At 69.9% G+C, this 12,954-nt stretch carries 14 protein-coding genes; 11 read left to right on the top strand and 3 right to left on the bottom strand.

Going from position 1 to position 12,954, the window contains the following annotated elements:
• Positions 1-165 precede the first annotated feature (165 nt).
• The gene (locus tag ACFY6S_RS31475) at positions 166-978 is read left to right on the top strand and encodes an RDD family protein (protein WP_388825118.1); all 813 of its coding nucleotides are present in this window, start codon (positions 166-168) and stop codon (positions 976-978) included.
• Here ACFY6S_RS31475 and ACFY6S_RS31480 read toward each other — a convergent pair.
• Positions 964-1,314 (bottom strand): hypothetical protein, encoded by a 351-nt coding sequence (locus ACFY6S_RS31480; protein ID WP_388825121.1) that lies wholly within the window; start codon positions 1,312-1,314, stop codon positions 964-966. The genes ACFY6S_RS31475 and ACFY6S_RS31480 overlap by 15 nt on opposite strands.
• Positions 1,315-1,793: 479 nt before the next feature.
• On the opposite strand from ACFY6S_RS31480, the gene ACFY6S_RS31485 reads away from it, so the two are divergent.
• The 3 genes from ACFY6S_RS31485 to ACFY6S_RS31495 all read left to right on the top strand — a co-directional run bounded on the left by ACFY6S_RS31485 (position 1,794) and on the right by ACFY6S_RS31495 (position 5,511).
• Positions 1,794-4,205 carry an immune inhibitor A domain-containing protein gene (locus ACFY6S_RS31485; protein ID WP_388825124.1) on the top strand — a complete coding sequence of 804 codons (2,412 nt, stop codon included), beginning with the start codon at positions 1,794-1,796 and terminating at the stop codon, positions 4,203-4,205.
• A gap of 147 nt (positions 4,206-4,352) precedes the next feature.
• Positions 4,353-4,670 (top strand): hypothetical protein, encoded by a 318-nt coding sequence (locus ACFY6S_RS31490; RefSeq protein WP_388825127.1) that lies wholly within the window; start codon positions 4,353-4,355, stop codon positions 4,668-4,670.
• 115 nt (positions 4,671-4,785) lie between these two features.
• Positions 4,786-5,511, top strand: coding sequence for a hypothetical protein (locus ACFY6S_RS31495; RefSeq protein ID WP_388825131.1), 726 nt, complete (start codon positions 4,786-4,788; stop codon positions 5,509-5,511).
• A 58-nt stretch (positions 5,512-5,569) separates the two neighbouring features.
• Here the strand turns inward: ACFY6S_RS31495 and ACFY6S_RS31500 are convergent, their stop codons facing one another.
• Entirely contained in the window at positions 5,570-6,169 is a 600-nt protein-coding gene (locus tag ACFY6S_RS31500) for an isochorismatase family protein (RefSeq protein WP_388825134.1), read from the bottom strand.
• A gap of 132 nt (positions 6,170-6,301) precedes the next feature.
• Complete coding sequence (locus ACFY6S_RS31505) at positions 6,302-7,648, bottom strand: nicotinate phosphoribosyltransferase (RefSeq protein ID WP_388825137.1); 1,347 nt, start codon at positions 7,646-7,648, stop codon at positions 6,302-6,304.
• A gap of 197 nt (positions 7,649-7,845) precedes the next feature.
• Here ACFY6S_RS31505 and clpS point away from each other — a divergent pair, with 197 nt between their 5' ends.
• The 7 genes from clpS to ACFY6S_RS31540 all read left to right on the top strand — a co-directional run bounded on the left by clpS (position 7,846) and on the right by ACFY6S_RS31540 (position 12,622).
• Positions 7,846-8,151: an ATP-dependent Clp protease adapter ClpS gene (gene clpS, locus ACFY6S_RS31510; protein WP_329067838.1), complete on the top strand. Its 306-nt coding sequence runs from the start codon at positions 7,846-7,848 to the stop codon at positions 8,149-8,151.
• Positions 8,151-8,729 carry a DUF2017 domain-containing protein gene (locus ACFY6S_RS31515; protein WP_388825139.1) on the top strand — a complete coding sequence of 193 codons (579 nt, stop codon included), beginning with the start codon at positions 8,151-8,153 and terminating at the stop codon, positions 8,727-8,729. Before clpS ends, ACFY6S_RS31515 begins: the two co-directional genes overlap by 1 nt.
• A 320-nt stretch (positions 8,730-9,049) precedes the next feature.
• Positions 9,050-10,522, top strand: a complete 1,473-nt coding sequence (locus ACFY6S_RS31520) for an amino acid permease (protein ID WP_388825142.1) — start codon at positions 9,050-9,052, stop codon at positions 10,520-10,522.
• Between the two features lie 99 nt (positions 10,523-10,621).
• Positions 10,622-11,065 (top strand): Mov34/MPN/PAD-1 family protein, encoded by a 444-nt coding sequence (locus ACFY6S_RS31525; protein ID WP_388825145.1) that lies wholly within the window; start codon positions 10,622-10,624, stop codon positions 11,063-11,065.
• 69 nt (positions 11,066-11,134) lie between these two features.
• Positions 11,135-11,251, top strand: coding sequence for a putative leader peptide (locus ACFY6S_RS31530; protein ID WP_388825148.1), 117 nt, complete (start codon positions 11,135-11,137; stop codon positions 11,249-11,251).
• A gap of 118 nt (positions 11,252-11,369) precedes the next feature.
• Positions 11,370-11,672 carry a MoaD/ThiS family protein gene (locus ACFY6S_RS31535; protein ID WP_388825151.1) on the top strand — a complete coding sequence of 101 codons (303 nt, stop codon included), beginning with the start codon at positions 11,370-11,372 and terminating at the stop codon, positions 11,670-11,672.
• A complete protein-coding gene (locus tag ACFY6S_RS31540; RefSeq protein ID WP_388825154.1) occupies positions 11,672-12,622 on the top strand; it encodes a PLP-dependent cysteine synthase family protein in 951 nt (316 codons plus the stop codon). The genes ACFY6S_RS31535 and ACFY6S_RS31540 overlap by 1 nt, the downstream gene beginning before the upstream one ends.
• The last annotated feature ends 332 nt before the right edge of the window (positions 12,623-12,954 follow it).

The raw sequence follows: 12,954 nt of genomic DNA on the forward strand, positions 1-12,954 counted from the left end.
ATGGGCTCACGGGTTCATGGCCTCACGGCCTGACGGCCGATGAGGCTGACGGGCGGTCGTCGCGGGCGGTCGGCCGCTCCGGGGCGCCCCGGGTCGCTCCGGGGCATTCCTCCGAACGGCCGTCACGCCGTTGCGGCCCCCTGCCCGCCGGGGTGCACTGCCCCCATGAGCAACGATCAGCCGCCGCCCGGCCAGCCGCCCGAGGACGACCCGTTCCTCAAGAAGCCGCCACCGTCCGAGGAGCCGGGAAGCACCCCGCACACCCCGGGCGGCACCCCGCGCGAACCGGGCGGCACCCCGCCCGAGCCGCCCCACGAGCCCCCGCACGGCCCCCCTCCGATGGGGTCCCCCTACGGGGGCGCCAGCGGCCCGCCCCCGGCGTCCCCGCACGACCCGAACGCCGACCGGGGTTCCCCGTACGGCGGCTCCCCCTATGGGGGCTCTCCCCACGGGGACTCTCCCTACGGGGGCTCGCCGTACGGCGGCACCGACCCCCTCGCCGGGATGCCGCCGCTCGCCCCGTTCGGCAAGCGGCTGCTCGCACGGATCATCGACGTACTGATCATTTTCATCCCGCTGGCGATCATCTCGGCGTTCACCGGGGGCGCCTGGGGCTCCACCAACGGCAACGGCGAGTGGGACAACGTCACCAATCAGGTGAACACCGGCCGGCACTGGATCTGGTCGCTGATCTCCATCGTCGCGTACGTCGGCTACGACACCTATATGACGAAGAAGTACGGGCAGACCCTCGGCAAGCGCTGGATGAAGATCCGGGTGGCGCTGCTGAACAACGGCGCGCTGCCGGACACCAACTCCTCGCTGCTCCGCGCGGCCGTGCTCTGGCTGCCCGCGCTGATCTGCTGCTTCATCCTCTGGTGGATCATCATCCTGGTGACGGTCCTGGTCAGCAGGCCCTATCGGCAGGGCCTGCACGACAAGGCCGCCAGGACGGTCGTCGTATCAGCGACGCAGTGACTGCGGGCGGCCGATCCGGGCCTGGTCCGCGGCGGCGGAAGGGGGCCGGCCCGGCGCGTTCGACATCCCGGTCCGTCCCGTACGGGAAGCCCCTGGGGCGGTTCCCCCGGAGGTCCGCCGGGCGGGGGAGGCGCCGTGGCCGCGCGGGGCGCGCGCCCCGCCCCGGCCGGGCAGCGGCAGGACCACGGCGACCAGCAGTCCGAGGGCGAGCGCCGCGACCCCCACCAGCGCGGCGCCGACGCCCGTGGTGGTGCCGGAGAGCAGGAGCATGACGAGCGCGGAACAGACGATGGTGGCGGAACCGTAGGCGAGCTGTGCGGCAGTCGGACGCGGCATGGCGGAATCCGTCCCTCGGACATCGTTTCGGGTGCCTGTTGTGGGGATCTTCGGGGGGTGTCTCGCGTATCGGTGTCTCGCGTATCGGGCACACGGGTCGTGAGTCGCTCGCAGGGGCAGGCGCACGGCGGTCGCCGGGCGGGTCGCGCTGTCAGCCGACTCTACGACGCCGGATGCCCGAGGGGAACGGGAAGTAGGCGCGCCCTCACCGATGGTGCCGATGCACGGGGGGCGCACCGATTCATCTCTCTCCGACAACTGGCCGAAACCGTCTGTCTGTTGTCCGATTTTCTCCACGCTGGACGCCGTGTCCGGATAACGGAATCCGGCGGGCGCATAATGCAGTTGACCGGTGCAAGTCAAGGGCTGTCTTTTCTCCGCCAACTCCGGTCCAATGTCGTCACTTATGACGCGTCTACGCGCGCGGATCCCCCATTTCCGGTCCGCGTTCCGCGTGCGCCGGGGAGGACAACCACCAAGTGATCAGCAATCGACGGGCAAGAAGAGTGTCCGCGGTGATCGTGGCGCTCGCCGCCACCGCCGCCACGGCTTCGGGCGTCACCACGGCCCAGGCCCAGGACGGCCCGGCCGCTCCCACGCCGATCGAGCGCCGCGACCCGGCGCCCCAGAAGGGCGAGGTCGAACACGACCTGGACGGCCCGTTCAGCAAGCAGCAGTCGAAGCAGCGCGAGGCAGCGCTCCAGCAGGTCATCTCCGGTGACGCCACGGTGCAGAAGCGCGGCGGCTCCCAGGTCGTCAAGCTCGACGACAAGAAGTACGTCGAGCTGGGCCGGGAGAAGACCGACAAGATCTTCACCATCCTCGTGGAGTTCGGCGACCAGGTCGACGACACGACGATGTACACGCCGCAGGGCCCGGACGGCCCGCTGCCGCCCGTCGTGAAGTACGGCGGCACGCCCGGCCCGCTGCACAACGAGATAGCGGAGCCCGACCGCAAGGTCGACAACTCCACCGCCTGGCAGGCCGATTACAGCCAGTCGCACTTCCAGGACCTCTACTTCGGCCAGGGCAAGGACGCCCAGGGCAAGCAGAAGGACTCGCTGAAGACCTACTACGAGAAGACGTCCTCCGGGCGCTACTCGGTCGACGGCCAGGTCTCCGACTGGGTCAAGGTCCCCTGGAACGAGGCGCGCTACGGTTCCAACTACTGCGGCTCCACCAACTGCGCCAACGTCTGGGACCTGGTCCGCGACGGCGTGAACGCCTGGACGGCCGACCAGAAGGCCCAGGGCAAGACGACTGCCGAGATCAAGGAAATCCTCTCGCAGTACGACCAGTGGGACCGGTACGACTACGACAACGACGGCGACTTCAACGAGCCCGACGGCTACATCGACCACTTCCAGATCGTCCACGCGGGCGAGGACGAGTCCGCGGGCGGCGGCGTCCAGGGCACCGACGCCCTGTGGGCGCACCGCTGGTACGCGTACGGCACCAACGCGGGTTCCACCGGCCCCTCGGACAACAAGGCCGGCGGCGCGCAGTTCGGTGACACCGGCATCTGGGTCGGCGACTACACCATGCAGCCGGAGAACGGCGGACTCGGCGTCTTCGCCCACGAGTACGGCCACGACCTGGGCCTGCCCGACCTGTACGACACCGCGGGCGGCGAGAACTCCACCGCCTTCTGGACGCTGATGTCCTCCGGCTCCTGGCTCGGCACCGGCAAGGACGCGATCGGTGACCTGCCCGGCGACATGACCGCGTGGGACAAGCTCCAGCTCGGCTGGCTCGACTACGCGGAGGCCAAGGCGGCCACCAGCTCCACGCACAAGCTGGGCGTCTCGGAGTACAACACCAAGAACCCGCAGGCGCTCCTGGTCGAGCTGCCGAAGAAGACGAAGACCACCACGGTGGTGAAGCCCGCCGAGGGCGCCAAGCAGTGGTGGAGCGGGATGGGGGACGACCTCAAGAACACCCTCACCCGTTCGGTCGACCTGACCGGCAAGTCGGACGCGGCGCTGGAACTCCAGGGCTGGTGGGACATCGAGGCCGACTACGACTTCCTGTACACGGAGGTCTCCACGGACGGCGGCGTCAGCTACACCCCGGTCGACGGCACGGCCGACGGCGTGGCCCTCCCGCGCGACGCGGCCGACAAGCCGGTCCTCACCGGTGTCTCGGGCGCGCACAAGAAGCTCGTCTTCCCGCTGGACGCCTACGCCGGTCAGCGGATCGACCTGCGCTTCCGCTACCAGACCGACGGCGGCGTGAGCGGCCACGGCTTCACCGCCGACGGGATCACCCTGACCGCCGACGGCGCCCCGGTCTTCACCGACAACGCCGAGACGGACGACGCGGGCTGGACCCCGAAGGGCTTCTCGCGCATCGGCGAGTCGTTCACCGAGGACTACGACCAGTACTACATCGCCGAGAACCGGCAGTACGTCTCGTACGACAAGACCCTCAAGACCGGCCCGTACAACTTCGGCTTCAACGCGCCGAACGACGGCAAGGTCGAGCACTACGCCTACCAGAACGGCCTGTTGGTCTGGCTGTGGGACACCTCGCAGAAGGACAACAACACCAGCCAGCACGAGGGCGAGGGCCTGATCCTGCCGATCGACGCCCACGCCAAGCCGCTGAAGTGGTCCGACGGCACGCTGATGCGCGCCAGGATCCAGGCGTACGACTCGACGTTCAGCTGGTGGCCGACCGCCGGTCTGACCCTGCACAAGGCGGACAAGGCGACCCGCGTCGCGCCGCGGCTCGGCGCGCCGGTCTTCGACGACCGGAAGGGCACCTACTGGTACGCCGAGAACCCGCGCGCGAGCGTCAAGGTTCCTGACACCAACACCAAGATCAGCATCGTCAGCCAGCCGCTGGATGGGCAGACGATGACGGTCAAGGTCGGCAAGTCCGGTAAGTAACCCTAGGTAATCCCAGGTCAAGGCCGTGATCGGCCGTCGCCCCCTAGCGGGCGGCGGCCGATCGTGTTTAGGTGCCTCCTACGGATCTCTTATTGACACGACGTCTCACGACCTGTCCCGGGACAGCTCGCGCGGGAGGGGAAGCAGATGGCAGGCGGAGGCTTCAGCAAGCTCCCGAACGGCACGGTGGTGGTCGCGGTGACGCTGCCGAGACCCACGGCCGAGGGCGGCACGGTGCGCGTCCTGGTGCACTCGGTGAACCGGGCCCGCGCCCTGACCCGGCTGCGCAACCTCGGACTGCGCGCGGTCTATCTGCGGGGCAACGCGAACCCGCCGACACTGGACGAGATCACCGCCGTACTGCATCACCCGGACGGCTTGCTCTGGCGCACCACCCCGGAGTGCCGGGAGCAGCTGTGGCAGCCGATACGCGCCCTGCTCAGACCCCCTGCGCCCGCCCACTGACCCCTGTTTCCCCGGCCCGTCCGTCCCCGTACGCGGAGTGACGGAGGCGGTACGGACTTGCTAGGTTGACCCGCCGACCAGCAAACCGTCACTGTCAGGAATTCGGGGATCACCTGTGCGTAACACCCGCCGACCGGCCGCCCTCCTCCGCCCGCTGATCGCCACGGCCGCGCTGCTGACCGCCGCGACCGCCGTGACCGGCTGCGGCAGCGGCCCGGCCGACGGCTCCGGGAGCGGCTCCGACAAGAACGCCGCCTCGTACGAGAAGGCGGGTGACCTCGTCAAGGAGGTCAACAAGGCCATGCGGGCGACGGCCTTCCACGCCTCCGGCACCTCCACCGCGCTCGGCGGCGGCACCCAGGAGACCTGGTCCGACCCGGAGCAGGGGCTGCACATGAAGTCGAGCGGCGACGCCGGAGCCGGCGAGATCTTCTGCAAGGGCAGCAAGAACTTCATCAGCGCCTCCCTGCTGGCGGCGAGCGTGCAGCAGTCCGGCCAGAAGATCACCGTGCCCGGCCGGCTCTCCGACGTGTACGTGTCCAACGACACCGGTCAGAGCTGCGACGCGTACTACCGCATCGACGAGAGCGCGAAGTTCGCCAAGGACAGGAGCGGCGAGGTCGACGGCGAGAAGACGGTGGCCCTCACCATCTCGGTCAGCGGCACCTCCGACACCTACCACGTCGCGGCGGAGGGCACCCCGTACCTGCTGCGGATGGACTCGATCAGGGACGGCAAGGCCAGCACCACCACGTACGGGAAGTTCGGACGGAAGAACACCATCACCATGCCGACCGACACGATGCCCATGGACGAGTTCCGCAAGCAGGTCATGGGCTGACCGGGACCTGCGGGCTCCGGCCCGCCCGCCAGGACCCCACCGGCGCGCCGGGCGTCCCCTACGGGGCGAGCACCGGCGTGCCGGTCAGCTCCACGCCCGCCTCGCGCAGCTCCGCCAGGGCGCGCTCCGTGGTCTCCTTGGCCACCGCCGCCGTCAGATCGAGCAGCACGCGGGTGGCGAAGCCCTCGCGGGCGGCGTCCAGCGCGGTGGCGCGGACGCAGTGGTCCATCGCGATGCCGACCACGTCGACCTCCGTGACCTCCCGGTCCCGCAGCCACCGCGCCAGCCCCACGGCGTTCTCGTCGGCGCCCTCGAAGCCGCTGTAGGCCGCCTCGTAGGCACCCTTGTCGAAGACCGCCTCGATCGCGCCGGAGGCGACGACCGGGGCGAAGTTCGGGTGGAAGCCGACGCCCTCCGTGCCGGCGACGCAGTGCACCGGCCAGCTGTTCACGAAGTCGGGGACCGCCGGGGGAGTGGCGAAGTGCGCGCCCGGGTCGACGTGGTGATCACGGGTGGCGACCACATGCCGGTAGCCGGCGGTCGCCCGGCCGACCAGATCCGTGATGGCGGCGGCGACCTCGGCACCCCCCGTCACCGCGACGCTGCCGCCCTCGCAGAAGTCGTTCTGGACGTCCACGACGATCAAGGCGCGGTGCATGACGTAATCCTTCGGTAGTGGGGGTCGGGGAGACCCGGGGACGGGGTCGGGGCGGGAGGTGCGGGCACGGGCCCCTTGCGGGAGGGGCTGACCAACTGCTACCACCGCCTCGCGGACCTCACACGTGGTGACTCAGACTTCGCGGGGGACCGCGTACTCCGTCGGGATCACCGGCTCGCCGCGCGACAGCTGCACCGCCGACAACGGCAGCGCGGCACGCGCCGCGATATGGCGCTCGCGCACCGCGTCCAGCGGCTCGGGCGCCGCGATCTCACCGCCCTTGACCAGCTCCACCAGCAGCAGACGGTCCAGCAGCTCCGGGGGTACGGGACCGGTACCGATCACCTCGGCCTCGGCGCGCCCCTCCGCGTCCAGCCGGCGCGCGGCCCACTTGCGGCCGCCGATCGACGTCTTGCCGCCCAGCGACTTCTTCGCCACCGGGTGCAGCGGTGCCCGCGGGTCGGAGGAGGACGCGCGCGCGACGATCTTGTAGACCATGGAGCAGGTGGGGTGCCCGCTGCCGGTGACCAGCTGGGTGCCCACGCCGTAGGCGTCCACCGGCGCCGCGGCCAGCGAGGCGATGGCGTACTCGTCCAGGTCCGAGGTGACCACGATCCTGGTGTTCACCGCGCCCAGGTCGTCCAGCTGCTGCCGTACCCGGTGCGCGACCAGCAGCAGATCACCCGAGTCGATGCGGACGGCGCCCAGCTCCGGCCCGGCGATCTCCACGGCGGTCCGCACGGCCTCGGCCACGTCGTACGTGTCGACCAGCAGGGTCGTCCCCCGGCCGAGCGAGTCGACCTGCGCCCGGAACGCGTCGCGCTCGCTGTCGTGCAGCAGGGTGAAGGCGTGCGCGCTGGTGCCCACCGTCGGGATGTCGTAACGGAAACCGGCCGCCAGGTCGGAGGTGGTGTCGAAGCCGCCCACGTACGCCGCGCGGGCCGCGGCGACGGCCGACAGCTCGTGCGTACGGCGGGCGCCCATCTCGATCAGCCCGCGCCCGCCGGCCGCCGCCGCCATCCGGGAGGCCGCCGCGGCGATCGCCGAGTCGTGGTTGAGGATCGACAGGATCACGGTCTCCAGCAGCACGCACTCGGCGAAAGTGCCCTCGACCCGCAGGATCGGCGAGCCGGGGAAGTACACCTCGCCCTCCGGATAGCCCCAGATGTCACCGCTGAAGCGGTACGAATCGAGCCAGTCGAGTGTCGGCCCGTCGACGATGTCCTTGTCCCGCAGGAAGGCCAGCAGATCGGAGTCGAAGCGGAAGTTCCGCACGGCTTCCAGCACCCGCCCGGTGCCCGCCACCACCCCGTACCTGCGCCCTTCGGGCAGCCGCCGGGTGAAGACCTCGAAGACGGAGCGACGATCGGCCGTCCCGGCGCGCAGCGCCGCCTGGAGCATCGTCAGCTCGTACTGGTCGGTAAAGAGCGCGGTCGACGGCACGCCGACCCGGCGCAGCCCTGGATCCCCAGTGTTCATATGACGATGCTACCTCGAATACTCGTCAGAGTGACGATTTGGGTCCGGCGTTTGTGCGACAGGCCGCCCAGGGTGGCAGCATGGGTCCTGTGGGGCGGCGGGGCCGGGCGCGCGGCAAGCGGCTCGTGCCACCCGGCGCGCCCCGCAGGTGCGGCAGGTCCAGCAGGTCCCGGCAGAGAAGAAGGTCGTCCCGAACCGTGAGTGTTGCTCCGACTGAGATCGAACGCCCCGAATCGGCAGAGGAGACCTTCGCCGTCCCCGAACCCGATGTGCCGTGGGTGACGATCGTCCACAACGACCCGGTGAACCTCATGAGTTACGTGTCCTACGTCTTCCAGACCTATTTCGGCTACTCGAAGGACAAGGCCCACAAGCTGATGCTCGACGTCCATCACAAAGGCCGCGCGATCGTCTCCAGCGGCAGCCGCGAGGAGATGGAGCGCGATGTGCAGGCGATGCACGGATTCGGGCTCTGGGCGACCCTCTCGCAGGACCGCGCCTGATGGCCGGGCAATTCGAGGCGATCCCGGGCGGCGGCGCGGCCGTCGCGCTCGACGAGGTCGAGATCTCGATTCTGCGCTCACTGGCCGTACAGCTGCTGGAGCTGATCGGGCCGGGTGACGAACCGGCCCAGGGCGAGGACCCGCTCGCCGCCCTCTTCGCCCCCGGCCCCAGCGAGCCGCCCGCGGACCCGGCGCTGGCCCGGCTCTTCCCGGACGCGTACGGCGATGACGACGACGAACTGCGCGAGTACTCCTCCGAGTTCAGGCGCTTCACGGAGAACGACCTGCGTGACCGCAAGCGCGAGGACGGCATGGCGCTGGTCAGCTCGCTGGACGCGCTCACCGTGACCGGCGAGGGCGGCGCGGTGCTCAAGCTCAGCGCCGAGGACTGCCGGCACTGGCTCGGCGCGCTCAACGATCTGCGGCTGACGATCGGCACGCGGCTGGAGGTCACCGACGAGGACGAGGGCGGCGAGCTGTACCGGCTGCCGGACTCCGACCCGCGCAAGCCGATGGTGATGGCGTATCTGTGGCTCGGGGCGCTCCAGGAGACGCTCGTCGAGACGCTGATGCCGTAGCGCACCACCTGAAAGGGCCTCCTCATATCCTCAGATAAGGCTCAATTCGATATAACAATCACATCACTGCGAGGCTGATCCTTGCGGTGGTGTGATTGTTTTGTCCTTATCTTCCTGTGAGCTGCGTCACGGAACCTTCTGTGGGTGACTGTTGCCGCCGTGATAAATCTTCACGACCCCCCGGGGACGCCACCCCTGTCCCCGGGGGTGCCTTCGTCGGCCGACCGCCGATGGCACTCCATCCATGTCCGGGGGGACCAGGAACTGATCCGCGGCCGACGAGCGCGGCGCGGACCAGTGTGGAGAAAGGCAACACGACCATGACCTCAGCGCAGGTCGACAGGGAACATCCCGGCGACGGCGCCACGGGCGGCCCCACCGGCGCGAACGTGCCGGAAGAGGATTACGAGCGCGGGCTCGGCAGCCGCCAGGTCCAGATGATCGCCATCGGCGGCGCCATCGGCGTCGGCCTCTTCATGGGCGCCGGAGCGAACATCGCCAAGGCCGGCCCCAGCATCATCCTCATGTACGCCCTCGCCGGCGTCGTCATCTTCTTCATCATGCGGGCCCTCGGCGAGCTGCTCCTCTACCGGCCCGTCTCCGGCTCCTTCGCCGAGTACGCCCGCGAGTTCCTCGGCCCCTTCTTCGGCTTCGCCACCGGCTGGACGTACTGGCTGATGTGGGTGGTCACCGGCATGGCCGAGCTGACCGCCGCCGCCATCTACATCCACTTCTGGTTCCCGCGAATCCCGCAGTGGGTCAGCGCCCTGGTCTTCCTCGTGGTGCTGTTCGGCGTCAACCTGATCTCGGTGAAGATCTTCGGCGAGGTCGAGTTCTGGTTCTCGATGATCAAGGTCACCGCGATCATCGGCATGATCGTCATCGGCCTCGGCGTCCTCACCCTCGGCTTCTCGGACGCCGGCGAGACCGCGGAGGCGTCCAACCTCTGGGCGCACGGAGGCGTCTTCCCCAACGGCATCGGCTCCAGCCTGATGACGCTCCAGGGCGTGATGTTCGCCTACCTCGCCGTCGAACTGGTCGGCGTCACGGCGGGCGAGTCCGAGAACCCGGAGAAGACCCTCCCCAAGGCCATCAACACGCTGCCCTGGCGCATCATCGTCTTCTACGTCGGCGCCCTCAGCGTGATCCTCGCGGTCGTCAAATGGACCGAGTTCTCGGCGGGAGCGAGCCCCTTCGTCCACGCCTTCGAGAAGATGGGCATCCCGCTCGCCGCGGGCATAGTCAACTTCGTCGTCCTGACCGCGGCACTCTCCTCCTGCAACTCCGGGATGTACTCCACCGGCCGGATGCTGCGCAACCTCGCCGCCAACGACGAGGCGCCGAAAGCCTTCACCAGGCTGAACTCCCGCCGGGCCCCGGCCGTCGGGATCAGCGTCTCCGTCGCCCTGATGGGCATCGGGGTGATCCTCAACTACATCGTGCCGGAGAAGGCGTTCGGCTATGTGACCTCCGTGGCGACCGCGGCGGGCATCTGGACCTGGACGATGATCCTCATCAGCCACATCCGCTACCGGCGCGGAGCCAGGGCCGGCGTCCTGCCGCTCTCGTCGTTCCCCGCGCCCGGCGGCGCCCTCTTCAGCTGGGTCGCGGTCTTCTTCCTCGGCTTCGTCACCGTCCTGATCGCGCTGGACGACGACGCGCGGGTCTCCCTCTACGTGGGCGCCGTCTGGGCCGTCGTCCTGGCCGCGGGCTGGCAGTACCTCAAGCGCGGCGGCTCCCCGGCCCCGCGCGAGGCCGAGCCGGGGTACGCGACCACGGGCGACCAGCCCTGACCCGCACCGCCCACGCACCACCCCGCCCACGCACCGCCGCGACGGCCCGGGACCACGGTCCCGGGCCGTCGCCGCGCCGGTCGGCCTAATATTTTCACCATGCTCACCATCACCCAGGCCCTGCACGACCAGATCGTCGCGCACGCGCGAGCCGACCACCCCGACGAGGCGTGCGGCGTGGTCGCCGGCCCCGCCGGGAGCGGACGGGCCGAGCGGTTCATCCCCATGCTCAACGCGGCGCGCTCGCCCACCTTCTACGAGTTCGACTCCGCCGATCTCCTCAAGCTCTACCGCGCCATGGACGACCGCGACGAGGAACCGGTGATCATCTACCACTCGCACACCGCGACCGAGGCGTACCCCTCCCGCACCGACATCACCTACGCCAACGAGCCGGGCGCCCACTACGTCCTCGTCTCCACGGCCGACACGGACGACGCGGGCCCCTTCCAGTTCCGCTCGTACCGCATCGTCGACGGCGAGGTCTCCGAAGAGGACGTCGAGATCGTCCCCGGCCAGGTCCCCGGCCCGCAGCCCGCCTGACGAACACCCCTAGTCCACGATGCGAGAACACCTACCGGAGCGCGGACCGGGAATCGATACGATGACCGCATGGTTTCCCACGACGTGAGCGACAACACGCCGAGCACTCCGCTGCTCGTCGCGCGGCTGCACGTCGACCTGTGCCGCCTCGCCAGTGCCATCTGTCCGGCCGGCGCCACCGCCTGAGCCACCGGCCCCGGACGCGCTCAGCCGCACCGCGATCAGCGACCGCACCACCCACACCCCTCGCGCGGGGGGCCGAGCCGCGCGCCCGACACGTCACCTCCCGACAGGAGCCCACGCCATGTCCATCGAGGTCCGCATCCCGACCATCCTCCGCACCTACACCGACGGCGCCAAGGCGGTCAACGGCACCGGCGACACGCTCTCCGAGCTCTTCGCCGACCTCGAAACCCGGCACGCGGGCATCCGGGAACGGCTCATCGACCCGGCCAAGGACAACCAGCTCCGCCGCTTCGTGAACGTCTACCTCAACGACGAGGATGTCCGCTTCCTCGACGGCATCTCCACCAAACTCGCCGACGGCGACACCGTCACCATCCTCCCGGCCGTGGCCGGCGGCGCGCTCGAAACCCACACGGCCTGATGCGGTACGACTCCCCGCTGGCGGCGGTCGGCAACACGCCTCTCGTACGGCTCCCCCGGCTGTCCCCCTCGGACACCGTACGGATCTGGGCCAAGCTGGAGGACCGCAACCCGACGGGCTCGATCAAGGACCGGCCCGCGCTCCACATGGTCGAACAGGCCGAGAAGGACGGGCGCCTCACCCCGGGCTGCACCATCCTGGAGCCCACCAGCGGCAACACCGGCATCTCGCTCGCCATGGCGGCCAAGCTCAAGGGCTACCGCATCGTCTGCGTCATGCCGGAGAACACCTCCCGCGAACGGCGCGACCTGCTCGCCATGTGGGGAGCGGAGATCATCCCGTCCCCCGCGGCGGGCGGCTCCAACACAGCCGTACGGGTGGCGAAGGAACTGGCCGCCGAGAACCCGTCCTGGGTGATGCTCTACCAGTACGGCAACCCCGACAACGCGGGCGCGCACTACGCCACCACCGGCCCCGAGATCCTCGCCGACCTCCCCTCCGTCACCCACTTCGTGGCGGGCCTCGGCACGACGGGCACCCTCATGGGCGTGGGCCGCTATCTGCGCGAGCACGTCGAGTCCATCCAGATCGTCGCCGCCGAGCCGCGCTACGACGACCTGGTCTACGGGCTGCGCAACCTCGACGAGGGCTTCGTCCCCGAGCTGTACGACGCCTCCGTCCTCACCACCCGCTTCTCCGTCGGCTCGGCCGACGCGGTGACACGCACCCGCGAACTCCTCCAGCAGGAAGGCATCTTCGCGGGCGTCTCGACCGGCGCGGCGCTCCACGCGGCGATCGGCGTGGGCCGCAAGGCGGTCAAGGCGGGCGAGAGCGCGGACATCGTGTTCGTCGTGGCGGACGGGGGCTGGAAGTACCTGTCGACGGGCGTGTACACGGCGGCGACGACGGAAGAGGCGATCGAGACGCTACAGGGCCAGCTCTGGGCGTAGCTCCGCGGTTGGCGGGGGCGCTGTCGGCGGGGGCCGGTGGTGGGGTGCGGGGGTGCGGGTGGGGTCCGGGTGTCCCGCAGGGGGTACATCCGGGGCGGCATGATCTACGGCGCGTGCGGCTGGTCGTGAGGGTGACGGGTGCGTGAGGCGCCACACATCACGCTTTATTGCCCCGGACGCACCCCCCGCGGGCCCCCCTTTCCCGCCGGCCGCTTACCACGTGACGCGCCGCACCGGCCCACCCACCCCTCACCCAAGGCGGTGGTGGTGCGGGCCCGCCGGGCGGGAGGGGGTCGGGGGCGCAGGAGGTGCGTGTCCGGACAATAAAGCGT

It is taken from the genome of Streptomyces sp. NPDC012835, from assembly GCF_042900885.1.
Classification (GTDB): Bacteria; Actinomycetota; Actinomycetes; order Streptomycetales; family Streptomycetaceae; genus Streptomyces.

Coding starts and splice junctions, on each gene's coding strand:
- ACFY6S_RS31475 (WP_388825118.1), top strand. CDS start 166: ATGAGCAACGATCAGCCGCCGCCCGGCCAGCCGCCCGAGGACGACCCG.
- ACFY6S_RS31480 (WP_388825121.1), bottom strand. CDS start 1,314: ATGCCGCGTCCGACTGCCGCACAGCTCGCCTACGGTTCCGCCACCATC.
- ACFY6S_RS31490 (WP_388825127.1), top strand. CDS start 4,353: ATGGCAGGCGGAGGCTTCAGCAAGCTCCCGAACGGCACGGTGGTGGTC.
- ACFY6S_RS31500 (WP_388825134.1), bottom strand. CDS start 6,169: ATGCACCGCGCCTTGATCGTCGTGGACGTCCAGAACGACTTCTGCGAG.
- ACFY6S_RS31505 (WP_388825137.1), bottom strand. CDS start 7,648: ATGAACACTGGGGATCCAGGGCTGCGCCGGGTCGGCGTGCCGTCGACC.
- ACFY6S_RS31515 (WP_388825139.1), top strand. CDS start 8,151: ATGGCCGGGCAATTCGAGGCGATCCCGGGCGGCGGCGCGGCCGTCGCG.
- ACFY6S_RS31520 (WP_388825142.1), top strand. CDS start 9,050: ATGACCTCAGCGCAGGTCGACAGGGAACATCCCGGCGACGGCGCCACG.
- ACFY6S_RS31525 (WP_388825145.1), top strand. CDS start 10,622: ATGCTCACCATCACCCAGGCCCTGCACGACCAGATCGTCGCGCACGCG.
- ACFY6S_RS31530 (WP_388825148.1), top strand. CDS start 11,135: ATGGTTTCCCACGACGTGAGCGACAACACGCCGAGCACTCCGCTGCTC.
- ACFY6S_RS31535 (WP_388825151.1), top strand. CDS start 11,370: ATGTCCATCGAGGTCCGCATCCCGACCATCCTCCGCACCTACACCGAC.
- ACFY6S_RS31540 (WP_388825154.1), top strand. CDS start 11,672: ATGCGGTACGACTCCCCGCTGGCGGCGGTCGGCAACACGCCTCTCGTA.